Consider the following 24929-nt stretch of genomic DNA (forward strand, 5'->3'; position numbering starts at 1 on the left):
GCCTGTGAATATATCATAGGCCCATAAAACTCCTACATCTTACACTCAGACGCATAGGCGTCCACGTGGTTTGAAAAGACTTTTTCCACTGTTTTGTTTGTGAAGCCGTCATCTTTAGAAATTACTTCTCTGATGTATAAATCTTGAACCGGATGCTGGTTGGTTCCAAAACTGAAATTACCGCGAACAGAATCAAAATCTGCCTTTTTTATTGCTGCTTTAAATGAATCTAGATTGCTAAGATCGCCTTCAACTGACTTAAGTGCAGAACCTATTAGACGGGCGGTATCGTAACCCTGAGCAGCGTAGAGAGTTGGCATACGGCCATAGGCTTTCTGGTAGGCTTCGACAAACTGCCTATTTGCAGAGTTGTCTAAGTCGTGGGTCCATTGAGAACCGTTTTTAACACCAAGGGCTGCGGAACCCACGGCTTTGAGAATTCGTTCGTCAAAGGAGAAAGCAGGGCCGTATACTGGGATTTCTTTAGCAAGCCCGGCCTGGGAATATTGCTTTAGGAAGTTAATCCCCATGCCACCTGGTAAAAAGAAAAATACAGCTTCAGGTTTTGCAGCTCTTAAGGCCGCAAGTTCAGCAGCGTAATCTGATTGACCGAGTTTTGTATAGACTTCTCCTGCAATTTCACCCTTGTAAAAACGTTTGAATCCTGCAAGATGATCTTTACCAGCAGGATAGTTTGGGGCTAGGAGGTAGACACTCTTGTGTCCTGTATCATTTACATACTTGCCCACGACTTCATCAAGATTGTCATTTTGATAGGATACGCTGAAGTAATTGCTGTTACAGCCTTTTCCTGCAAGTTTTGAAGGGGCAGCATTTGTGCTGAGATAAACCACATCCTGTCTAACTACCTTAGGGACGACTGCCATGGCGACATTAGAAAAGACAATTCCAGTGAGGATTTGAGCTTTATCTTTTTTGATAAATCTCTCAGCTATCTGCTTTCCTTTCTCAGGTTTGCGGCCATCGTCTTCCACCATCAGGTCAACTGCAATACCACCGAGCTTTCCAGATTCCTGATCTATGGCTAATTGAAAGCCATCTCGAATGTCTTCACCAAGATATCCAGCCTTGGTGGAAAGAGTTGTAACCATACCGATCTTGACAGGTTCTGCAGCAATAGCCGGTGACGTGAGTAAGCAACTCAGCAGTATAAAACAAAACTTCTTCATGGAATAGTTCTCCTTGATTTTATTGACAAAAAATGAAAATGTACTATTGTACTAGTACAAAAATACAAACCTACTTAATATGAAAGAATTAGTCAATCATTTGCTGGGCCAGAAAAATTCCACCGATATGGAGAATGCACTATTGCGTCTGCTCACCTCCAGTGAAATCGTTGAGTTAAGTAATCGTCTCGAAATATTCAGGATGCTGGAGGATGGTCTTCCCCAGAGAAAAATTGCTGATATTCTGGGAGTTGGAATTGCAACCGTGACGAGAGGTTCTAATGCACTCAAAGCAATTAAAGAAAATGGCACGGATCAAGAGGATGATACTAGCTGATATCTGTTTTGTATACTTTACAAGGCCAGGCAATATTGTTGAGTTATGGACGATCGTGTGATGAACTCAGTTCAAATGTCGTGTTCGCTGTGGTGTACTGCTTATTCTTATCTCAGGTATAAATAAAGGCCCAACGTCTTTAACAGACGTTGGGCCTTTGCTCTTTATAGAAAGTGTAATCCTGGTGACAGCTGTATACAATTAACTTTGGATAGCATGGTGCAGGCGCTCTACCAGTGCCTGATTATATCCATGGGATGTCATATTGGCTGTGATTCTTCCTTGTATTGGGTAGCCAAGCAGATATAGATCCCCAATTAAATCTAATATTTTATGGCGAACAAATTCATCTGGATAGCGTAGTTCAGTATTTATAACCTTACCCTCATGCATGATAATATGGGAGTTGAGGTAACCGCTACCGACCTTTCCAAGTCGCTGGGCCATTTCGATGTTTTCAAAGGTATTAAATGAGCGAGCAGGTGCGATTTCGTCGGAAAAGGAACCGTGGTCAGGATTGAAGGTAAAGACCTGTTCTCCTATGGGCTCAGGATAGTCAACTCTCATAACAATTTCAAAACCATCAAAAGGTTCTGCAAAGAGATGTTTCTCAGAACTCTCTTCAGTGCCCACCCCAATTTTTTCTTTGATCACTGCAACTTCAGTAGGTGTCTGCTGCTCAACAACACCAGTCTGAGCTATGAGGTCACTAAAGTCCTTAGCCGAGCCATCTATATTGGGAATCTCATCATCTACCTTAATGAGTACGTTGGTGATACCGAAGATAGAAAAGGCTGCCATGAGGTGTTCAACTGTTCGAACCTGGTGCGTACCATTTTTAAGCGTGGTTGAGTTAGCTGAAAATATTTTCGTGGGATCAATTTTTGAAAAATTTTCAAGGGATGTGATTTTTCCAGGAATGGTTTGTCCGTCCAATGTTTGGAAGACAATACCTTCATTGACCCCAAGCGGACTTAAGATAATACCAGTTTTTCGACCGCTCAAGAGTCCTACACCATTAAGAACTATAACATCACCGAGAGTTTTTTGGGGTACAGTGGATGTGACAATCTCAACCATTCCATTGAGCATTTCAGAATCAGAATTCGCGGTGTCGATTCCTTTGTCGGAGGTTGAGGAAGAATCGATTTTAGAAGGGAGGCATTGAAGCGCAGATTCGACTTTTTCTAGGAGTACGTCCAGGTGAAGTGGCTTTTCCATAAAGTCGTGGGCACCTAATTTGATGGCTCGTACTGCTGTTTCTATGCCAGCATGTCCGCTCATCATAATAACTGGCAGGGTGGGGAAACGATCGTTTAACCGTTTTAAAATTTCCAGACCATCAACACCTGGCAGCCAGATATCGAGTAAAACCAGGGAAGGTTCTTGGGTGTCAAGGCTCTGCCAGAAACTTTCCGCATCTTGAAATACTGTGGAATCATAGCCTTCGTCAGAAAGGATTCCCGAAATGGTTGAACAGATCTGAGGCTGGTCGTCTACTATACAAATAGGATTCATGTCTTTTGGGTCCTGAAATTATGTTAACGTATTGTACTAAGTGCCCTCTAAGATCACTCGAAGTCTTCGCTTATCGGAACTCTTCGCTTATCGGAAGTCTTCGGTAACCAAAAGTCTTTTCTTGTCTGTGAGTGTATGTATGAATGACTTTGGTGTAGGTATCTACATCCCACGAGGGTCTATTGAGCGTAGTCCCGGCTTATTTAATGTGTGCCGAGGTCGGTCCTATAATAAGTGATTTTTGCAGAGTGTGCTTTGAAGATCTTCACTATCTCGATATTTTTTATAAGAGGTCGCTTTTATCTCACTCTACTTTCACCTTTGAAGCAGTAGATAGTTGAGCGTCTCGCAAAAGTTGTTTTGCGCCCAATATTTTCGTTTTGTTTACGTTCTATCCCCCGATAAGCTGAGACTTCGGCATATCAGTTATATATCTGTGGTACAGTTCTTCACGCGTCTCGAATTAGAACAAATCACCTAGTTTTTCAAGGTACACTTTAGTTCAAGGAAGACCTTGGGGCCTTTTTCTTCAATTACATTATACTTTTCCAGGATTGTAGAACGAGTTCTATGGAAATCTTCCTGGCTATGGATATGAATATATCGTAAACCGGGAGAGTCTTCATCACGCTGGTCGATACCAAGGTTATCTAGAAATGGAATATCATTTTCATCGAAGTCGTGGATGTTTAGTTTTAATACAGGTTTTTCTTCGATTTTGATTCTGCTGGCAGTCATATACATGTTTGTAGCTCCGTCTTCATTCGTATCGTATAACATCAATATGATGTTCTTAGCAGGTGTAATGTGAGCTGACGAGGAATCAAACAGAAGTTTTCTTTAGGATATCTCATCCAGGAGGTGCTCCTCCAAAGTAGAGGAGCATAATTACACGCTCACCATGTTCTACCTCTCCCATGGAAATGGAGGGGAGCTGTTTCTGAAATGATAAATCGTGCTGTTCTTGTAGTTATATATATTGGCACCCTGTTTTTCGACAGGGAGGCCGGTAAGAGCAAGGCCAAGTTCTCCGGTTGTGTCCAGTACTATAATGTTGTCTGTTTTTTGGGTCGAGGCGAGATCCTCGATAATTGCTGCAAGAGTGCCGCCTTTTTTATTGTTAATGGTATCAAGACGTATAAATGCTGGGGAGAATTGATTCTCAATAATGGATTTGAGTTCTTTTGTTTCATCGTTGGTGTTACTTACAATGGCTGCCGATGCAGAGTGCTTTTCCAGAATAGTCAGGCTGTCTCCAACCCTAATATCACCACCCCGTGCCACTACTGCGAAGATGCCTTCCCGTGGCATAACACAGTCGCCGGCCTGGTGGTATATGGCGCACGGGGTGTGGCATATCTTTCCAAGTTGGGAAATAATGAGCTCAGTCTCACCGATGGTGATATGGGTTCCCACATCAACCTGAGTGAGGTCAACGCCTTCAGTGGTGAGATTTTCGGCAAAATTACCGGCAACCACGTCCAGCCCCTTATCACGCATTGTCTGGATGCTCTCTTCAGCAAGAAAACTTACCTGTCTGTGCCAGTCACCACCATGGGCATCGTTTTCCAGACCAAAATCCTCAATAAGTGTCGTAGATTGGATATTTTTCTTCCGCATTCCTTTGCGGTCACTGATTGATATTGCATTGATTTTTTTCAAAACGTTCCTCTTTTAAGAATATGGAAAGTACTACATAGTGTTACTAGACAATATCTTGATTTTTATAATTGTCAAATCACTAATACTAATTATGAAATAAGTGATGTGAAGCGTATTGTAAATGGAGCTATAATCATCTAATACGAAAATTGCATTCGACACTTCTTTATGAGATAATTATAAGTAAGTAAAGGAAGTTTCATTCAATGACAAAGGGGGCGTTATGAGTATAATTCATGAGATACATAATGTGGTAACTCCGGTTGATTTTTCTGATAATTCCAGGCTAATTGCAGAATCTGCAGCGTATCTGGCTGGGAAGTTTGGAGCTTCAATGCACCTGATTTTTGTGGTTCAGAATTTTGAAGATTATTCTGGTTTTTTTGTGCCGCAGATGACACTGCCTAGTCTTGAAGGGGAGCTTGCAGAAAGTGCCGAAACAAAGATGGCCTCTTTTTGCGGGGAGATGGTTGAGTTCTGCGAAAAAGCAGGGGTGGCAGATCTAACGTATAAGGTCCTGATGGGCGATGTGGGTGAGAAAATAGTTGAATACGCATCCGAAAACAATGCAGACCTTATTGTGATGGGTACCCATGGGTACAAGGGGCTCGAAAAGATAATGTTTGGTAGTGTTGCAGACAAGGTAGTTAGAGCGGCCTCATGTCCAGTTACAACCATTAACCCATACACCTGTTGCTAATAGTACAACAGCCTCCCTGAGTGAGTTGGGGAGGCTGTCTATGTTGTGCAGGTGGGGGTAGTGAAACTACTGCTATTACTCCTGCTATCCAACAAGTAGTACAGCTGTATTCTTAGACGGATCCTTACTTGCTTCTATTCCAAGTAGAGATTTCACATCAATATTTTTATACATATAGAGTGTCACTGGTTGACGACCTAATTCTTTGCTTGGAAAGCTTTGCTCTAACTGAGTGTTCCACAACGACCTGATATCGTCCCAGGTGTTTTGCTTATCTAGCCCACCTTGTTTGTCTTCTATAAGGTCTGCCATAAGAGTTACAAGATCTGCGAGCAGGGTTTCATTTGTCTGTTTGAATGCTTGTACCGACTCCAGTGCCTCCTTTTCACTCCAGCCAATGAGACTTGGAAGCTCAAATCCTGTGTGTTGTATCGGAGCGAGACCCTCTAGTGCATCGTATGACTCAGATAGTATATCAATGACATCAGCGCTTGTGGTGATAAAGAGATCTGAGTCTGTATAACTACTCTCACTAAAAAGCTGGGCCCAGCTGTTGAGACGTTTGCTCATATTACCACTGTGGGCGCCACTAAAATTACTTTTTAACTGACTTAACTCAGCAAATGGACTGTCCTGGTCAAAGTCATCCAGTTCACCTTTTAGAGCATTGAACAGTCCTGCTGTGTCATCATCGACGAGGGAAAGGTTTCTGGCTATTTCTTCTTCTTCAGCATCAAGAACTTCGCCGATGGCAAGAACAAGTCGTGCCTGCCAGAGTTTTGCCTCATGATTTTGTTTTTCCTCTTCTACTGTTAAGTCTTTTGGGGTGAGGAATTCATTTATAATGGCTTGTTCAGATTCTTCACCGGAGCTGGCAGATGATGACATGGCGGCAAGGGTTAGAGAACTCAGCTGCGCAGCATAGTCATCTTTTCTGTTGCGGATGTCTTTTATGAGGTGTTGAAACCGAGAGAGATTCTCGCCGAGGGGGCAGGGAGTATCTACTTGACATAAACCTGAATTAATGAAAGTATCTGTGGGTTCTCCGGCTTGGTTTTCACTACTTGATTCCACCGGAGCAATGAGTTGTATTTGTGGGAATAAGAGAAAAATTGGATACTGGCGTATCGAGTGGATTACGGTTGCCGGAAATAAAACAGTTTTAAGTGAGTTCATATGTCAGATCTTCGAAGTAAAATAACTTTTACAGCTTCCGCTGTGCTTTATCTATTGTTCAACCTGCGTTTAGGGCCCGATGCTCTTACCACCGTTAAAGCAACTGGTTGGCAGATCTTACAGACAGGGCCCTATGTCGCTGGTATTACCTATGTAATAATTGCTTTGTTGCAGTATATGGCGGGGGAAAATAAGCTTCCATGGGACCGTCGACTGCGACTGTTTTTTGCTATTGGTATAATGGCCGGTCTCATTTTTGGCATATATGAATATGCCGGTGTTGATATGAGCGGTGGTAAATAATACCTGTACAATCGTTGTCTGTAAATGCAAGAAGTGGTTGTCTGACACTATTCTTACTGTGACCTGATAATGTTCTATTTACACGTATCAAATCGAACGGAAAATCTTCTTCGCCAAATGGTGGGACTGTTCCAGATTGATAAACAGCCTGATTTATTCAGTGCTGAGATGTTTCTTATCCAGAGCCAGGGCATGGAGCGGATGGTGGCGCAAGGGCTTGCCGATGCATTCACAAGCTTTTGCAATTTTAAGTTTTTCCTCCCATTAGACTTTTTAAGCTCCATTGCCGACCGCCTTGGAATCGGTATTTCCCCAGATGGTTTCAATAGACAGACCCTAACCTTTCGCCTTGATCAGTTGTTAAGAGAAATCGATGGTGATGAGTACAGTCAAATACAATATTATCTGGAAGGTGAGAGACGCAATTTAAAAAGGTTTCAGCTTGCAAGAAGACTCGCCAATGTCTTTGATCAGTACCAACTTATGCGATCGGATATGTTGGAGAGCTGGGAGCGCGGGGTATTAACCACTGATCATATTTCAGAACCGTGGCAAATGGCACTGTGGCAACGGCTCATAGAGCAGCCGGGTGGAGAAGTACACAGGGGAATGCAGTTGCACTCAGTCATAGAGGCTCTAGAGACGGCTGGAGAGCTCTCAGCGACCCTACCAAAGCGGATTTCTGTAATTGGTTTGCATACCATGCCGCCACTCTTCTTAAGTTTTCTTAATGGTCTGGCCCGCCATATGGATGTGCATTTCTTTCTTCTTTCTCCCTGTAGGCAATATTGGGGCGATGTTGAGACGAAAAGGCAACAATATAAAAAGATGATCAAAAGTGGGGTTCCGGTTACGGTAGAGGTATCCAGCGAACATCATCCTCTTCTTGCAAGCCTTGGCAGGCAGGGTAAGGATCTACAGGCTATGATGCTTGAGGGTGCTGATTTTGCTCTTGAATTTGAAAGCTATGAAGATCCCCTGGAGGCTGAAAAGTATACAAATGCACCGCTTCTTAAAAAACTCCAGTATGATCTCCTGGAGGGCAGACAGAAAGAGAGTGGGAACATCAAATATCTTGAAGATAACTCTATTCAGATTGTTTCCTGTCACTCGAAGGTGAGGGAACTGACAGTCTTAAGGGAACAGCTGCTCTATTTACTTCATACGGACCCCGATCTCGAACTTCGTGATATCATCGTCATGGCACCTGATATTCAGGAGTATGCACCGCTTATTCCTGCAGTTTTTAAATCTCTTCAACATTCCATAGCTGATCGAAGTGTACGCAGGCGAAATTCGGTTTTTGCAGGATTCTTCGGTTTTATACAGCTCTTCTCTGGCCGCTTTGGTTGGAGTGAGGTGCTCGACATCCTACGTCAGCCTTCAATTTTCCCGCAGTTTGATCTGAGTTTGGCCGATTTTGATCAAATTGAATCATGGGTCGTTGAGTCTGGAGTTCGCTGGGGCTTATCGGCAGAGCAACGGGGAGAAGATGGTCTTGTACCATTTGCAGAAAATAGCTGGAGAGCCGGGCTTGACAGGATGCTCATGGGCTTTGCCTGTGGACAGGATTCCTTTGTTGATGGTGTTCTCCCCTTTACAGAGCTTGAAGGTCGGGGCGCAGCCCCCCTGGGTGGGCTCTGCAGGTTTGTTGATCTCCTTGATGGGGCGCGGGTAGAGTTTGGCCTGGAGCGCAGTTTGTCCGACTGGTCTGAGCTGCTGCTTGGATATGTCGCAGTTCTCTTTGGAGAAGAGAGTGAGAAAGAACTCATCGAGTTGCGTATGCTGTTGGATGATCTTGGTGGGGCCTTAGACGGTTTTCCCGAAGCAGAAGTGAGTTTTGAGGTGATACGTGAGTGGTTTGAGCAATCGGCCAAAGAAAAGAGGACAAGTTCAGGTTTTTTACGGGGACAGTTGACCTTTTGTTCCATGCTGCCCATGCGCTCCATACCATTTGAAGTTGTTTGTCTTCTTGGTTTAAATGATGGTGTATATCCAACTCCTGATAGTCATGATAATTTTGATCTCATGGGAGAATCTGGAGAGTTTCGTCTTGGTGACAGATCCTCCAGGGCTGATGACAGATATCAGTTTTTAGAGGCAATACTTGCAGCAAGAAGGAATCTGTATCTGAGCTATGTTGGCCAGTCGGCACATACCAATGAAGAAATTCCACCTTCGGTTGTTTTAACTGAACTCATAGAGGTGTTGGCAGAAGATTATGGTGCGGAGAACCTCGTTGTCTCGCATCCTCTGCATAACTTCAGTTCTAAATATTTTGAAGTGGGCGCTGGTAACCGATTTGTAAGTTATGATGGTGCTAGCTGTAAGGTGGCAGAGCGGTTGCGTGAAGAGCTGACTGAACCTGCTCCATGGTGGCAGGGGGAGTTGGAACCTCCAGTGGCAACAGTGGACACTAAACAACTCCTGCTCTTTTTTAATAATCCACAGAAGTATTTCGTTCGGCACTGCCTCGGTGTGCAGCTTGCACGCCTTGAAGAGTTACCCGAGGATCGGGAGCTCTTTGAGTTAACAGGTCTTGGCAGGTATCATATGGATCAGGCGCTCATCGAACAGGCCTTAAACAATCCGGGTGAAAGGAATTCCGAAGATGATTTCCTAAAAAAAGAGCAGGTTTCAGGTGGCTGGCCCCTTGGAGCATCGGGTGCACTTTCATACAGTTCTAAAAAAAGAGAAATATCAAGATTTATAGAGCAGATTACTGCGCAGGATATGGGTGAAAAATGCAGTGCGATGCATGTGGATTGTGTTGTGGGAGAGTATCAGCTCCAGGGGCCTTTAGATAATGTTTTTGAAAATGGAATACTCATTGCCCGCTATGGTGCGTTGCGGGGCCGGGATCTGCTGTTGGCATGGCTGCATCATCTAATATTACAAGAACAAAAAGGTGATACAGAGTCAAACACCTGTCTTGTAACAACAGAAAAGGCCTACAGGTTTTCAAAAGATTCTACGGGGCCTGATCTGATCACGATGCTTGATATCTTTCGCCACGGACAGACCAAACCATCTGAGCTATTTATTGAACCTGCATTTGTCTATGCCAGACAGATAGGGGGATGGGGCACGATTGATCCCCTTGATAAGGCAAAAAAGGCTCTGAGGGATTCACTTGCAAAGGGGTATGAGCCTGAATGGCAACTGCTTTTGGATGGTCAGTCTGAGGACGAGCTCCTTGGGGAGAGTTTTGAGGATATTGTCGTTAAGGTAATGGTACCCCTTATGGAGGAAATAGATGGCTGAAGATGCAGAAGTGTTTGATGCCGCAAGGGTACCGCTTGAAAAAGGGATAAGCCTTGTGGAGGCCAGTGCTGGAACTGGTAAAACATACGCCATCGGCATGCTGGTGTTGCGAGGAGTGGTTGAGCTTGGCATTCCCATTGCCAAAATCCTCATTGTTACCTTCACAAAAGCTGCAACCGAGGAATTAAAGTCAAGAATCAGGTTACGGCTTGCAGAGGCAAGGAATCTGCTCGCGGCAGGGCAGAAAGGTTTGTCATCGCAGCCGCCGACAGATGTTGATGCGACTATGTTGGCCTGGTTATCCGGGGTGTCCGATGTCGAACTTGCCATCCAGCGTCTGCAACTGGCTCTTTATGATATTGATAACGCCAGTATCTTTACCATACATAGTTTCTGCCAGAGGATGCTTGTCGATCAGGCGCTTGAAAGTGGACAGCTCTTTAATGTTGAGCTTGTGACCAGTATCGATCATATCATAGGCCAGGTAGTGGATGATTTCTGGAGAAAGGAAGTGTATCCTCTGGACCCTTTTATCTGCTCATTGCTGGTATCATCTTTTGAGACTCCTGAGAAACTAGGGGATAGCGTTTCTCAGGCCTTCCGGAACCAGTCTGATATTGAACCAGAAGCGCCAGCTTTAGATACTTCGGTCTTGGCCTGTACAATGAGCATGGAGTCACTTCAAAAGTGGTGGGTGAGAGAAGGCCAAACGCTCCAGGCACGGTTTCAAAATGGAGTTACGGAAAAACATTTCAAAAAATGGCTCTGTGATAACTTCGAGCACTGGTTTGCAGCCATCGAGGACTTTGTAAGTGGCACCTCGTTTCTACTGCCTGATAACATAGAGTTCCTCTCGTATGAACATCTCATTGGTGAATTGAATGGTACTAAGTTTCGGGGAGATAAGAAGCAGGCATATCTTGAACAGTGGACCTTACCATCCATTGAAGTTGAAACACTGCTGTTAAGCATAAAAAAACTACTCCTTGCTGTGCGTTGTACGTTAGCATCAAAACGTTTAGAAGTCAGTGAGAGGCTGTTGCTCCAGGGGACAATGGGATTTGATGGTCTTATTCAAAATCTCGCCCATGCCCTTGATGGGGAAAAGGGCAGACAGCTCCGCCAGGTTATCGGTGATCGATTCTCCCTTGCCCTCATAGATGAGTTTCAAGATACAGACAGTCTTCAGTATAAGATATTTTCTGAACTTTTTGGAGGTGGCAACCACTATCTTTACCTGATCGGTGACCCTAAACAGGCCATTTATAAATTTCGCGGCGCTGATATCCACTCCTATTTTACTGCAAGAAACAATGCCGAAAAACGATTAACCCTCACCACTAATTACAGGTCCCATCCACGATTGGTAGAGGAGGTTAACCGTCTGTTTAGTGCGCGTACAAACCCTTTTCTCTACGATGAGTCGATGCTTGATTATCAGCGAGTTGAGCCAGGACTCAGTGATTCTTCCTTTGATATCAAGCGGGGAGGAGAAAGCCTTGCCGGGATGGTATACTGCAGTCTACCTGAAAACGTAGACGACAAGAGTGGCAGGTGGTCATCAGGAAAGGCTGCTGATCTATTTCGCGATTATTCGGTGAATGAGATACTCTCTCTTTTGAATCCTCATGAAAAATCGATCTATTGTAAAGGTGGGAAAAGTGAAGACCTGGCTCCTGGTGACATTGCAATACTTGTGCGGAGTCATAAACAGGCCCAGCAGTATCAAGCCAGCCTGATTGAATCTGGAATCCCTGCAGTGGTGAGTAGTAGAAGCTCAGTGTTTCACACTGGGGAGTGCCTGGAACTTATGGCTCTATTACGCGCCATTGCAAGTCCAACTGATTTGCTGAAGCTCAAAGCTGCCATGGCAGTAAGCTGGTTTAATTTCAGCGGTAATCAACTGGTGCAGATCTGGCAGGATGAAGACCAGTTAAGCCACTGGCAGTCAAAGATGGTTCAGTACCATAGCCTTTGGCTTGAGCAGGGGCTGTTTTCTATGATGGCAAGCTTCATAGAAGACGAAGAAATCCTCCTAAGTATTGCTGGAAAACCCTATGCCGAACGGACCATTGCCAATCTGTACCACCTGATAGAGCTGATTCAGGAGCAGGAAAGTGGAGAAAATCTAGGTATAGGACAACTCCTGCAATGGCTGCAAAAGGTGTATCTGCAAAAAGATGTTGTGGGTGGCACGGAATTATTGCTGGAAAGTGATGAAGACGCGGTGCAGATTGTTACCATGCACGGAGCCAAGGGGCTTGAATATCCAGTCGTCTTTTGTCCATATCTCTGGTATTCGTCCGGTATGCTGGCTGGAGAAAGGCATCAGATCACTGTGAATGAACATGGTAGAAATCTCATTGATCTTGGTTCTGAACTCTTTGAGGAGAGAAAAAAGCTGGCCGATTATGACCAGAAGGCGGAAGAGTTACGCTTATTGTATGTGGCGCTCACAAGGGCAAAGGTACGGTGCTATACCATGTGGGGGGATGTGAAAAAACATACCTACGTCCGGGATTCCTTTGAGTCACCCCTTGGTTATCTCTTGTTTAATGAAGGCCAATGCGAATGGCAGGCACAAAACAGTGTACTGGGCGCACTTTCGTCAATGAACTTTACCCAGCATTACCTGATTGGAGAAGAAGAGGAGAGGGAAAGCTATTCCCCTCAACTGACACAAGGAGAACTCGTAACGCAAAAAGAGTCAGGCAGGTCTCTTGGAACCAGTTGGCAGATGACCAGTTTCTCAGGTCTTGCCACTATGAGTGAGTATGAATATGAACATAATGGGATATCGGTGCAAAGAGGCGGAGACAATCCGATCCCTGTGCCTGGTCTTCCCGCTGGGGCAAGTTTTGGTAATGTGATCCACGATCTTCTTGAGGATTCCGACTTCTCCTCCCTTGAAAGCTCTGCAGAACTTCTGGCTCAGATAGAGAAAAAGTGTAGCCGATATGGCGTTGAAACAGACTCCGGGGATATTGCAAAGCTTCTGCGTTGTATTGTGTCCACGAATCTTACAGGTGAATTTTCCCTGCAGAATATTGCACCCACCTCAGTCTTGAAAGAGATGCCCTTCTATTTCAAGTTATCACCTTTTCAGACAGCTGAAATACATAAAGTTTTAGCAGGTGACCCCACTGTACTCCCCATGAACAATAGGTCTATCAGGGGCTACCTTACCGGTTTTGTTGACCTTATCTGTCTTATTAATGGCAAGTACTATGTCATGGATTATAAGACTAATATCCTCGGTGAAAACATGGATGCGTATAGCTACGATAATCTTGTTGAGGCTATGAAATCCCATAATTATGGTCTGCAATATTGGATATACTCACTTGTACTGCACCACCATCTTATGAACCTTATGGATGACTATGATTTTAATGATCATTTTGGTGGGGTAATGTACCTCTTTGTTCGGGGGATGAGTCCTGATATTACCGGAAGTGGGGTGTATTCCACAGTGCCTGACTATGGTACTTTGCTCAGGCTTTCTGCGCTTCTTGCAGATGGAGGTCATGATGAGTAGCCAGCCTGAGACATATCTGGATGAGAGGTTCGCAAAATTCATGACTGACCGTTCAGGTTTGGAAGGTGCAGCTAAAGACGCATTGTTCGATATCGTTTTTCGTTTGTCCATATCGCTCTCTGAGGGGCACAGTTGTATGAAGGTCAGTCAAGCCGAACAGAGTGTACTGCAACAGACGCATGTAGTGGCTGAGAGGAGAGAGGGTGGGACCGCTTCACCCCAGCCATTAGTCCTTGATAGAGATAATCTCTATTTAGAAAGATACTATACCTACGAAGCAAGACTAGCCAGTCAGATAAGAGTTCTTGCGGAGACCGACTGCCCGGTAGAGGTAGACGCAGGCATTTCGGCAGATCTTTTCCCTGGAGAATCTGTTGAGAGTAGCGATCAGATGAGGGCTGCTGTCACAGCTATAGGTAAGGCTCTAATGATTGTCAGCGGGGGGCCGGGGACTGGAAAAACCACAACCGTGGTTAAGATGCTGGCACTACTTTTGATGCATGAGAAAAAAGGACTTCGAATAGGGCTTGCCGCCCCAACAGGAAAAGCCGCCATGCGACTCAGTGAATCCGTCGGTAAAAGTCTTGAACATCTTAGTCTGCCCTCCCTTGTAACGGAATTGATTCCCAAAAGTGCTGTGACGTTGCACCGGCTACTTGGAGTGAAGAAACACTCTCCCCAGTTTAGGCATAACAGTTCACAACCCTTAAAAATGGATGTTGTGGTCGTGGACGAAGCCTCCATGGTTGATCTTGCAATGATGAGTAAATTGGTGGATGCCCTTAAACCCGGAGGACGTTTAATTCTTCTCGGAGATAAGGACCAGTTGGCATCTGTGGAGTCGGGGGCAGTACTCAATGATTTTATCCTTAGTCTTCCCGGTAATAGTGTTGAGTTGAAGAAAACATATCGCTTTGATGATAATATAAAGCGCCTGGCAACCTGTATTAATAATTCGGATCATGGATCGGTATGGCGGCAACTTACGGCTGATACCAAGAGCAATGTCTCACATCTGAAAGAAGAACAACTCCATCAATATATAGCTCTTCGCTATGGTGAGTATCTGCGATGTGTTCAGGATATCATCACCCCTGACGAATCAGATGTTCGAAAGATCTTTGAGTGTTTTAACAGGTTTCAGGTGTTGTGCGGAGTGGCGTTTACAGAGCATGGGGTGAAGGCCATAAACCGAAAACTGGAACAGCGTCTTGCTCTAAAAGGTTTCCAGTGTAAACATGAAGAGTGGTATCCAGGGCGACCGGTGCTTATTACCCGCAATGATTACGGGATGGAGCTTTTCAATGGCGATATCGGTATCTGCCTGTGGGATAATAAAAGACATTGCCTCAGGGTCTGGTTTGAGCGGGCTGATGGAAGCCTGAAGAGTTGCGCGGTAAACCTGCTTCCACCTCATGAGACTGTCTATGCCATGACAATCCATAAGAGTCAGGGTTCAGAATTTGGCGAGGTTTTAGTGGTACTACCAAAAGAGGATAACCGGGTGTTGAGTCGGGAGCTTATCTATACCGCGGTTACACGCGCTAAAAAGGCCGTGAGGCTGTCAGGTGATGGGGCAATATTGAAACTTGCCCTGGAAAGGCAACTCCAGCGACATTCCGGTTTGAGGTTGATGTTGCAAGGTTCCTGACTTTCTTCAGTCTCATCCTGTAAATTAGTTCACAATGCTTATACTTTTTATCAGCAGGGCAGGAGAGTGATCTCCCATGCCAAACAGATCAGAGTACAACCGCTGAAGACTTGTACTCGTTTAGATAGGAGGTATGTTATGAGCAAAATTTCATGTTGTGGTAAAATGATACGTCTAGATGACGATGGTTTTATGAAGGATCCTGACCAGTGGGATGATTGTGTCGCCAAAGTTATTGCTGAAAAGGAAGGTGTAGAGCACATATCCAAAAAGCAGAGCGAAATAATTTATTTTATGCGAGCATACTATGCCAAACACAAAAACTGGCCAATCTTACATAATGTCTGTAAACAGACGCGGCAGGAAAGCCGCTGTGTCTTTAATGAATTTGATAATCCAGAAAAAGCCTGGAAAATTGCAGGACTACCAAAGTTTGATGGGGTCCATTTTGTCAAACTAGACGGTGAGAATTACCGTATGGAGGACTACTGCTAATTAAAGTAGCGGATATAACACCCCAGAATAGTATTCTATTATATGTTCTGGGGTATTTTTTTGGTGAAAGAGATAGAATTACAATGGTGTGTATCCTGGCCCATTGTTAATGGAAATCAGGTTTTTGTTGGGTGTTGGCATTACGCAAAAGTTGAATCTGAACTGTACTCCCCTATTCATATGGAGTATTGTAATTATCAGTGTTTAAGCTGTTGAGATGTTTCTGTTGTTGATGATTAACCACGATTTTATAGGACGAGGTGTCAGACTATGAGAGAGCATGAAAAGATAAATTACGTAGAATTGCCAGCCAAAGATATAAATACCGCAAAAAAATTCTTCTCAACTGTATTCAACTGGACCTTTGTTGATTTTGGTCCTGAGTATACAGCCTTTTCTGGAGCAGGACTTGATGGAGGTTTTTTCACCTCAGAGCTTGTCGCTTCATCAAACAATGGCAGTGCCCTTATTGTCTTCTATAGTAATTCCCTTGAAGAGACTGAAAAAAAGATAGAGGCTGCCGGGGGGAATATCATAACTCCTGTGTTTACATTTCCGGGTGGCCGCAGATTTCATTTTGCAGATCCAAACGGCAATGAGTATGCCGTATGGTCAGATATTTCAGTCAAATAATAGAGACAGTGATGAAAAATATATTCTTGTTGTTTTTGCTGTCTATGCTGCTTGTACCTGGTCATGTAGCTTATGGCGCATTTGATGTGCCTCACGTGCAGGTATTTGGTGTTGCCGAAAAAGAGGTCAGCCCAGATGAGATACGTTGGAATCTAGCTGTCAGGACTGAAGGAGCAACAGCCAGAGAAGTTTCGGATAAGCATATTACAGAGGTGAGTGATACCCTCAACCTGTTGTATGAATTAGGGCAAAACAAAGATAGTGTAACCACCACCAATATGCAGTTGAAGGAACACTGGGTGTACACGAACAATAATCGGCAAAAGCAGGGATATTTTGCCATCACTTCAATTCGTTTCACTTCTGATGATTTTACAACCTATGTGGCGTATTGGACCAGACTGGCAGAGCTGAATAATGTCTCTGTTTCAGGGGTAAGTTTTGCTGTGTCCAACAGGTCAGAAATTGAGGATGATGTGAAAGTGCTCGCCATTGCAGAGGCGAAAAAGAAAGCTCAGCGTTTTGTGAAGGCGCTTGACGCAGAACTCGGGTCGCCTCTACAGATTGAAGAGCTTGGGGATGGCAATGTGTTCTCGCAACGACCTGTACGTGCAGCTCTTATGGAAAGTGATGGTGGGGGCCAACCAGTGTCTCCAGGAAAACAGGTGATACAGGCACAGGTGAAGGTTGTTTTTTCTCTGCAATGATATGTACTCTATATAGGTGCTTATTACATCCCGAAGAGGTGGTGCTTACATGATAAATAGTGTGTTTGAAGAGTTAGAACAGCTGTCCATGTCTCTTGGAGCAAGCGAGGTGGCAATTATACCTTCCGATAAAATCCAGGTAGATGATAAGTTTGTAAAATTTTGCAAGGATCCTCGTTGTGAAAATTATGGACTATCCCCTGGTTGTCCTCCCCATGTGAAAGGCCCGGAAGGGTTCACCCAACTGGTGAAGCAACGCCCCAATGTCCTTGTTGTGCGCATAGTAGTTCCTGCTTCTGTCTTATTTTCTGATGAAAGGCGTGAGCTTATGGCGTTTCTCCACGAGTTAGTTGCAACCATAGAGGTTGCGGCAATTGAAAAAGGTCTTGGCCTATCTAAGGCATTTGCTGGTGGATCCTGTAAGGATCTGTTCTGTTTTGATGAAAAGGATTGTAATGTTCTGGCTAAAGGTGGTCAGTGTCGTAACCCAACCAAATCTCGCCATTCTATGTCCGGATACGGTGTAAATGTTTCGAGTCTCTTGAAAGCATGTGGATTGGAACCAAATATCAAGCTTGAAAAGCAGGGTGAAGAATCAAAGAGTTGGGTTGCAGGTATTGTTCTTCTTGGATAATACTTCTACAACTATATATTCAAAGACGTTTATATAGGTTGTAATGTGTTGTTTTTAAATTAATTTATGGCTTAGTTAATTCTTGGAGGACCAATATGTTAGAATTTTTGTTACAGCTTAATCCTGTGACTCAAGCGCTGTTTGCAACACTCTTTACCTGGGGAGTTACGGCCGCAGGGGCGGCTCTTGTCTTTTTTGTCAAAGAGATTAGGCCCAAAACCATGGATGCAATGCTTGGTTTTGCTGCGGGGGTTATGATTGCGGCCAGTTTCTGGTCACTGCTTGCTCCAGGTATTGAGATGGCAGAAAATCTTGGACACATTCCATGGCTTACTGCTGTTATAGGGTTTCTCGGTGGCGGTATTTTCATGCGTTTGACTGACAAATTTTTACCCCATATTCACCCCGGCTTGAAGACAAGTGAAAGTGAGGGGATCAAAACATCATGGCAACGCTCCACACTTCTTGTTCTGGCGATTACGTTACATAATATTCCAGAAGGTCTTGCAGTCGGGGTCGCTTTTGGCGCGGTTGCAGCCGACCTGCCTTCGGCCACCATTGGTGGAGCCATTGCCCTGGCAATTGGTATTGGTATTCAAAACTTTCCTGAAGGAACAGCTGTTTCTATGCCACTCAGGCGAGAAGGGATGAGCAAAAAGAAGGCCTTTCTCATGGGGCAGGCCTCAGGGATGGTGGAGCCGATTGCAGGAGTCATTGGTGCATACTTTGTTCTGAAAATGCAAAATATTCTTCCCTATGCCCTTTGCTTTGCCGCTGGTGCAATGATTTTTGTTGTTGTGGAAGAGCTTATTCCAGAGTCCCAGCGAGATCAGAAGCATATCGATTTCGTGACCATGGCAACGATGATAGGTTTCTCTGTTATGATGATGCTTGATGTTGCACTAGGTTGATTGTTTTTACCATTAATTTGTAACAACAAGGTGACGTGGATGAAATCCGCTGTAGTGGTAATAGATGTTCAAGTGGCTCTTTTTGAGAGTGATAATCCGCCTGATCAGGCAATTAAAACTATTGAAAGAATTAACGAGCTTACAAGTAAGGCACGGCTGAGAGACGCCCCTGTTATTTTTATCCAGCATGAAACAATAGAAGGACCTCTTGTATACGGTGAAAATGGCTGGAAATTGCATAGAACATTGCATGTAGAAAAATCTGATCTTACTCTACGCAAAACCACTCCGGATTCTTTTTTGCGAACTCAGTTGGAAACTGTACTCCGTTCACTTCGAGTCGAACATTTGGTTGTGTGTGGATATGCCAGCGAGTTTTGTGTAGACACAACAGTACGGAGGGCTGCCGGACTTGGTTTTCCTGTTACTCTTGTTGCCGATGCACATACCACCCATGATAAAAAGCATCAATTGGCAAGGGTTATTCGTGAGCATGAGAATGCGACTCTGCCAAACATCACGAGCTTCGGTGTGCCTATCACAGTTAAGGCCTCAGCGGATATCAAATTTTCTTACAATGGGTGCTGATGTCGATTCAGAATTAAGCCAGCTGCTACCTTGTCCTCTGTGTAGTGAAGAGAAGGTGAGTCTATATCATATAGACCGGTTACGTCGTTACTATCTATGCTCGAACTGTCGCCTTGTCTTTGTTTCTCCAGATTTTCATTTACACCCCAATCAGGAAAAAAAAGAATATGATCATCATGAGAACAGTGTCACAGATGAGGGATACCTGAAATTTCTGTCGCGGTTTAGTACGCCATTTTTAGATACTCTTGGCAACTGTAAAGCGGGACTTGACTATGGTTGTGGTCCGGCTCCTGCGCTAGCAATGCAGATGGAGAGAGCAGGCCATAGTGTTGCGCTGTATGATCCAATGTATAGGGATGATAAAAGCGTACTTTCAAATGAGTATGATTTTATTAGCTCCACCGAAGTTGTAGAACACTTTAGGAGTCCGCAAACGGAATTTGCACTCCTCTTTGATATCTTAAAAAATGGCGGTTTGCTCGGGATAATGACAAAGTTGATTCGGGACCAAACTTCGTTTAAATCCTGGCACTATATTCGAGACCCGACCCACATCTGCTTTTATAGTGAGGAAACATTTCATTTCATAGCCGAGAAATATGGGGCAGAGGTGAGTTTCATAGGAAATGATGTTATATTTCTACGAAAGAATTCCTGAGCTCGATTATTGAAATTACAGGACCAGTAATATGAAAATAGCTGTAATATCAGATATCCATGGCAATGCATTCGCATTAAAGGCGGTGTTGGAACATCTACAAGATCAGCAGTTTGACACCCTTGTCAATCTTGGTGATATCTTCTACGGTCCCATTGCACCAAAGGCGACGTACGTACTCCTGCAGCAACACGATATTGTAACAATAAGCGGCAATCAGGATCGCCAGATATATGAAGCTACTGGTACAGAGATTGATAGTAATCCTACAATGCAGTTTGCTATGGATGAACTTGATGGGGAACCATTGAAATGGCTTCGCTCCCTTCCGTCTGAACTGCAGTTAAATGATGATGTATATCTGTGTCATGGCGCTCCTGGCAATGACTTGACCTACCTTCTTGAAAATGTAGATAGTGGATTGCCTGAGGTTCGTTCTGATCAGCAAATTAAAGGCCTGCTCAATGGCCAGAAGTCATCCGTCATTTTGTGTGGTCATACCCATATTCCAAGGTCGGTTGTTCTTAAATCGGGACAGTATATTGTTAATCCGGGGAGTGTGGGACTACCTGCCTATTGTGATGATGAACCTATTGCCCATAAAATGGAAAATTATGGTCCCCATGCATCGTATGTTTGTATAGAACAGACTGATAATGGCTGGATTGTTCAGCATCAAAAAGTACCGTATGATGTAGAGGCAGCAGTTCGGCAGTGCCGCAAGCTAAAGCGGAATGATTGGGTGACTTTTCTCAGAACCGGTCGTGCATGTATTTAGAATTATAAAATAATTCCGTAGTGTTAGTGTGCGGATTGTCAGTGCCTATGGAAGCGTGAAGGTGTGAAGATGGAACTTACAGTGCTCGTTGATAATAATAGCCTCATCGACAGATATTTTCTCGCTGAGCCGGGATTGTCATTCTATATCAATGATGATGACCATGAACTTCTCTTTGATCTTGGCTATTCGGATGTCTTTTATCAAAATGCTCTGAAGATGGACCTTAGTTTGACCAGGGTTAAAGATGTTGTAATATCCCATGGTCATCTGGATCATACCTGGGGACTCGAGCCGTATATACGAAGACTCAATGAACTACAGTTTGAAAATAGTGGTCACTTCAGGCCCCGATTAGTGGCACACCCTGAGGCATTTACAAGTGTCCTCGGTGAAGGATCCAGTGAGTTTGGTTCTCTTTTGTCTGCGGATAAGTTATCGAAACATTTTGAGATGCATCTTTCTGTCGCGCCGGTTGCAATCACGCCAAAGTTAATCTGGCTTGGAGAAATCCCCAGAAAGTTTGACTTTGAAAACCTGCAGACTTTTGGCAGAAAAGAGGGTGAAACTCGAAGAGATATTGTTCCCGATGACAGTGCCCTTGTCTATACCTCTGCAGAAGGTTTGGTGATTATCACAGGGTGTTCACATGCAGGTATTTGTAATATTATTGAATATGCAAAAGAGGTGTGTCAAGAGAACCGGGTATTCGATATTATTGGTGGTCTGCACCTGCTGAACCCCGATCCTATACAGCTTGAAGGAACATTGCAGTATTTGGAAAGCTTGGGAGTAGAAACAATCCATCCCTGTCATTGCACCGATCTGAGCTCAAAGATCGCCTTGTCAACGGTAGTAAAGGTCGAAGAAGTTGGAGTAGGGCTAAAGCTCAGATACATTTGATCGGTTGAGAATACTTCATTGTCGTAGATATATCTTATTTGTGCGTTCGCTTGTTTACATGTGGCAAATTTCTTTGTATTCATAGGTGATATGTTTGTTATTTTTCCCTGTTTTGAGGCGTTAAGCCTGTCTTTGGGGGAGTTTAATTACAAATTATATGAATATCAGGATTACAAATAAAATATAATGTAAAACTACACCTTCTTACAGTTTATTGTAACGTTTTGATGTTCCGTCTAAATCATGTTTTGTTTGATAGGCTTTGTCTTTTTCTGAGATAAAGAGCCTAACCCCTATAGATGCAAAACAAGTCGGGATAAGGACCTTTACCAAACTATTTTTTGCCACAAAAACGTAAAAAAATATTTACAAGGTACTAATAAATGTTCGAGAGTTTTTATGAGTTGGGGTAAGATGGGGAAAATTTAAAACATTATCAATGTCAGATTAAAATAACAACTGGGTCACGTAATGAACGAAAAAGAACTGCAGAAGCAATTACAGACAAAGGTGAAGAAGAAACTCGAACCACTGTTTTCTAAGTATAATATGGACTTTGGTGGTATCGATTCTACACTGAAATGGAAGCCTCTTGTCCTTATCATTGGTAACTATTCATCAGGTAAGTCAACTCTGATCAACGAACTCGTGGGACAGGATGTTCAGCGAACCGGTCAGGCGCCCACCGACGATTCTTTTACAGTCATCACCTCTGATACCGGTTATGAAGCTGAAGAAACTCCGGGATCAACTCTGGTTAATGATCCCAATCTCCCTTTTCAGCAGTTTAAAGGATACGGTGAAAAATTAATATCCCATATCTGCATGAAGCAGGTAGATAGTCCAATTCTTGATAATATGGCTATCATCGATAGCCCGGGTATGCTCGATGCTACCAGTGAAAAAGATCGTGGCTACGATTATATGCAGGTCTTAGGTGAATTTGCTAATATGGCAGATCTTATCGTTCTTATGTTTGATCCACATAAGGCTGGTACTATTAAAGAATCCTACGAAGCAATTCGTAATACCCTGCCTGAAAAATCAGGAGAAGATAGAATTGTATTTGTTATGAGTCGTATTGACGAATGTGATAACCTCAGCGATTTTACTCGGTCTTACGGTACACTTTGCTGGAATATGTCACAAATGACTGGTCGTAAGGATATTCCCCATATCTATCTTACATACTCTCCAGCTGCAGTCAGTCCTGGTGATGTTGCTGATGGTTGGCCACAGGAACGCGAAGAGCTTATTGAGAAAATTCAGAAGGCCTCCACTTTTCGAATCAACCACATCCTCGAAGATATTGATCGACAGGTCAACGAAGTTGAAATGGTTGCGGAATCAGTTGGTTCATTTCTTAAGAAGGCAAACAAGGTATACTGGAAGTTTGCTAATGTCACTCTTGGCCTTGCTGCAGTACTATTTTTCTTTGGTGATGTTATTATCAATGCGGTTTCAGGATATCCTGAAACAACCATGCTTGCTTCAATCAGAGGAAGTGTCTTTGACATGTCGACACTCATTATTCCATCAATTCTAGCTCTTTCAACTGTAGTGATTGGTTCGCTTGCATATAGCAAAATCGCGTTTCGACAGCTCAAGAAAAAGGCCGTTGCAAACGGTGCTGAGCTTCTTACTCTTGATACCGATTACCGCAAGAATCTCTGGGACAAGATGTCCGATAAGGCGAAAGAAAATCTTGAAGGTCTTGGGCCATATGATCTATGGAGAGGTTATGGACGTAGCCTGGCTAAGATCCAGAATTTTCTCAATAATGATTTAAAGAAGTACTATGAAAAGATCGTGACCTGATCTATATCATATCTGGTTGTATAAGAGGGCTGGGATATATTTCCCAGCCCTTTTTTTTTGAACAATGTTGTTTGATTGAAACGTACGAGGAATCCCCACGATGAAGAAGTCCCAACCCAAAAAGAAAAAATGTAATAGAACTCTTAAGGAAGTTACGAAGATTTACGGTTTAGGATTCTTCATAGTCCTTGCTGCCCTCGTTGCTGCCTATCAGTTTGTAGAACCCGCTCCGCCTAATATGCTCACTATTGCTACAGCTTCAGAGGATGGAGCCTATTACTCCTTTGCAAAGAAATATAAAGAGCACTTTAGCAAAGAACAAATTGAACTTAAGGTTCTTAAAACTTCAGGTTCAGTTGAAAATCTTCAGCTTCTAAAAGATGGAAAGGTCGACATTGCATTTTTGCAGGGAGGTGTTGGGACTGCTGAAGAGTTTCCAGATGTGATTGGTCTTGCCAGTTTGTATGAGGAGCCACTGGTCATTTTTGTTCGTAAGGGGATGGAGGTTGAAACCTTTTCGGATTTTGCGGGTAAGAAGATAGCCGCAGGAAAGCAGGGGAGTGGTACCAGAAAAATAGTAGAACAGCTCCTGGCTGACAATAAGCTAGGAGCAACTTCAGCAATTGAACTCCTGCCCCTTGGAGGGAAAGAAGGTGCTGAACAACTTCTTGCAGGGGATGTAGATGCTCTTTTTATGGTCATACGAGCAGATGCCAAGATAGTTCAGGAGTTATTTCTTAATCCTGAGATAGAACTGGTAAGCCTTGACAGGGCGGAGGCATATTCAAGGCTCCATGGCTATCTCTCCCATATTGTTCTTGTGGAGGGGGTTCTTGATCTTGCCAGGAATATTCCCGATAAGGATTATCACCTCATCGCCCCATCAGCAACGCTTGTGGCCCAAAGGGATATTCATCCAGCACTGGTCGATCTCATGATGCAGGTGGCAGACAAGGTCCATGACAGTCGGTCTCTGCTTAGTGTGAATAGGGATTATCCATCTCCGGAAAATCTTGACTTTCCACTGTCCACGGAAGCAAAACGTTTCTTTTTGCATGGTCCTCCATTTTTACAGAGATATCTGCCTTTTTGGGCGGCATCTCTCATAGACCGGCTAAAGTTTATGATTTTGCCCCTTGTGGCTTTGCTCATTCCGTTAATGAAAGTACTGCCGCCAACCTACAGGTGGCGTATTAGATCACGGATTTATCGCTGGTATGATGAACTACATGATCTTGATGTGGATTTGAAGCAGGATGAAAATGAGGAAAATCTGATCGAGGCTATCAGGGTTGTTAATGCGATGGAACAGGAGGTTCGGAGTGTAGAGGTTCCTTTATCATATGCAGAAGAGTTGTATAATCTGAGACTGCATATCGATCTTCTACGAACACAGTTCACCCGTAGCCTGGATGCTCTCCAGCAGTAATAACACAAAAAGATGTCTTAATGGAAAAAGGCC

Annotated in this window: 22 protein-coding genes; 17 read left to right on the forward strand and 5 right to left on the reverse strand. The window is 43.8% G+C overall.

The window, feature by feature from the left end; translation table 11 throughout:
* Nucleotides 1–32 precede the first annotated feature (32 nt).
* On the reverse strand, nt 33–1190 hold the full coding sequence (locus tag ACX6CI_RS05455; RefSeq protein ID WP_458777155.1) for an ABC transporter substrate-binding protein: 1158 nt from the start codon (nt 1188–1190) through the stop codon (nt 33–35).
* A gap of 79 nt (nt 1191–1269) precedes the next feature.
* On the opposite strand from ACX6CI_RS05455, the gene ACX6CI_RS05460 reads away from it, so the two are divergent.
* Nucleotides 1270–1527, forward strand: a complete 258-nt coding sequence (locus ACX6CI_RS05460; protein ID WP_458777156.1) for a Trp family transcriptional regulator — start codon at nt 1270–1272, stop codon at nt 1525–1527.
* Nucleotides 1528–1728: 201 nt separating this feature from the next.
* Here the strand turns inward: ACX6CI_RS05460 and lpxC are convergent, their stop codons facing one another.
* From lpxC to ACX6CI_RS05475, 3 genes are all read right to left on the reverse strand, one after another.
* Entirely contained in the window at nt 1729–3045 is a 1317-nt protein-coding gene (gene lpxC, locus ACX6CI_RS05465; protein ID WP_458777157.1) for a UDP-3-O-acyl-N-acetylglucosamine deacetylase, read from the reverse strand.
* 477 nt (nt 3046–3522) lie between these two features.
* The gene (locus ACX6CI_RS05470; protein WP_458777158.1) at nt 3523–3789 is read right to left on the reverse strand and encodes a hypothetical protein; all 267 of its coding nucleotides are present in this window, start codon (nt 3787–3789) and stop codon (nt 3523–3525) included.
* Nucleotides 3790–3951: 162 nt separating this feature from the next.
* Nucleotides 3952–4707 carry an MOSC domain-containing protein gene (locus ACX6CI_RS05475; protein ID WP_458777159.1) on the reverse strand — a complete coding sequence of 252 codons (756 nt, stop codon included), beginning with the start codon at nt 4705–4707 and terminating at the stop codon, nt 3952–3954.
* Between the two features lie 223 nt (nt 4708–4930).
* Here ACX6CI_RS05475 and ACX6CI_RS05480 point away from each other — a divergent pair, with 223 nt between their 5' ends.
* A complete protein-coding gene (locus ACX6CI_RS05480; RefSeq protein WP_458777160.1) occupies nt 4931–5407 on the forward strand; it encodes a universal stress protein in 477 nt (158 codons plus the stop codon).
* An 84-nt stretch (nt 5408–5491) separates the two neighbouring features.
* On the opposite strand, the gene ACX6CI_RS05485 is transcribed toward ACX6CI_RS05480, so the two are convergent.
* The gene (locus ACX6CI_RS05485; protein ID WP_458777161.1) at nt 5492–6583 is read right to left on the reverse strand and encodes a hypothetical protein; all 1092 of its coding nucleotides are present in this window, start codon (nt 6581–6583) and stop codon (nt 5492–5494) included.
* On the opposite strand from ACX6CI_RS05485, the gene ACX6CI_RS05490 reads away from it, so the two are divergent.
* From ACX6CI_RS05490 to ACX6CI_RS05560, 15 genes are all read left to right on the forward strand, one after another.
* Entirely contained in the window at nt 6584–6886 is a 303-nt protein-coding gene (locus ACX6CI_RS05490) for a hypothetical protein (protein WP_458777162.1), read from the forward strand.
* Between the two features lie 69 nt (nt 6887–6955).
* Nucleotides 6956–10150, forward strand: coding sequence for an exodeoxyribonuclease V subunit gamma (gene recC / locus ACX6CI_RS05495; protein WP_458777163.1), 3195 nt, complete (start codon nt 6956–6958; stop codon nt 10148–10150).
* Nucleotides 10143–13688: an exodeoxyribonuclease V subunit beta gene (gene recB, locus ACX6CI_RS05500; RefSeq protein ID WP_458777164.1), complete on the forward strand. Its 3546-nt coding sequence runs from the start codon at nt 10143–10145 to the stop codon at nt 13686–13688. Before recC ends, recB begins: the two co-directional genes overlap by 8 nt.
* Nucleotides 13678–15339, forward strand: a complete 1662-nt coding sequence (gene recD / locus ACX6CI_RS05505; protein ID WP_458777165.1) for an exodeoxyribonuclease V subunit alpha — start codon at nt 13678–13680, stop codon at nt 15337–15339. Before recB ends, recD begins: the two co-directional genes overlap by 11 nt.
* Nucleotides 15340–15477: 138 nt before the next feature.
* A complete protein-coding gene (locus ACX6CI_RS05510) occupies nt 15478–15834 on the forward strand; it encodes a TusE/DsrC/DsvC family sulfur relay protein (RefSeq protein WP_458777166.1) in 357 nt (118 codons plus the stop codon).
* Nucleotides 15835–16104: 270 nt separating this feature from the next.
* A complete protein-coding gene (locus tag ACX6CI_RS05515; RefSeq protein WP_458777167.1) occupies nt 16105–16467 on the forward strand; it encodes a VOC family protein in 363 nt (120 codons plus the stop codon).
* An 11-nt stretch (nt 16468–16478) separates the two neighbouring features.
* Nucleotides 16479–17174 carry an SIMPL domain-containing protein gene (locus ACX6CI_RS05520; RefSeq protein ID WP_458777168.1) on the forward strand — a complete coding sequence of 232 codons (696 nt, stop codon included), beginning with the start codon at nt 16479–16481 and terminating at the stop codon, nt 17172–17174.
* Between the two features lie 49 nt (nt 17175–17223).
* Entirely contained in the window at nt 17224–17808 is a 585-nt protein-coding gene (locus ACX6CI_RS05525; protein ID WP_458777169.1) for a DUF2284 domain-containing protein, read from the forward strand.
* Between the two features lie 95 nt (nt 17809–17903).
* Complete coding sequence (locus ACX6CI_RS05530) at nt 17904–18719, forward strand: ZIP family metal transporter (protein ID WP_458777170.1); 816 nt, start codon at nt 17904–17906, stop codon at nt 18717–18719.
* A gap of 39 nt (nt 18720–18758) precedes the next feature.
* Nucleotides 18759–19307 (forward strand): cysteine hydrolase family protein, encoded by a 549-nt coding sequence (locus tag ACX6CI_RS05535; protein WP_458777171.1) that lies wholly within the window; start codon nt 18759–18761, stop codon nt 19305–19307.
* Nucleotides 19297–19968, forward strand: coding sequence for a class I SAM-dependent methyltransferase (locus ACX6CI_RS05540; RefSeq protein WP_458777172.1), 672 nt, complete (start codon nt 19297–19299; stop codon nt 19966–19968). The genes ACX6CI_RS05535 and ACX6CI_RS05540 overlap by 11 nt, the downstream gene beginning before the upstream one ends.
* 31 nt (nt 19969–19999) lie before the next feature.
* A complete protein-coding gene (locus ACX6CI_RS05545) occupies nt 20000–20746 on the forward strand; it encodes a metallophosphoesterase family protein (RefSeq protein WP_458777173.1) in 747 nt (248 codons plus the stop codon).
* A gap of 69 nt (nt 20747–20815) precedes the next feature.
* Nucleotides 20816–21649, forward strand: coding sequence for an MBL fold metallo-hydrolase (locus ACX6CI_RS05550; protein WP_458777174.1), 834 nt, complete (start codon nt 20816–20818; stop codon nt 21647–21649).
* 471 nt (nt 21650–22120) lie between these two features.
* On the forward strand, nt 22121–23467 hold the full coding sequence (locus ACX6CI_RS05555; RefSeq protein ID WP_458777175.1) for a dynamin family protein: 1347 nt from the start codon (nt 22121–22123) through the stop codon (nt 23465–23467).
* 100 nt (nt 23468–23567) lie between these two features.
* The gene (locus tag ACX6CI_RS05560) at nt 23568–24896 is read left to right on the forward strand and encodes a TAXI family TRAP transporter solute-binding subunit (RefSeq protein WP_458777176.1); all 1329 of its coding nucleotides are present in this window, start codon (nt 23568–23570) and stop codon (nt 24894–24896) included.
* Nucleotides 24897–24929 lie beyond the last annotated feature (33 nt).

The sequence above is a fragment of the Desulforhopalus glucosivorans genome, assembly GCF_054397165.1.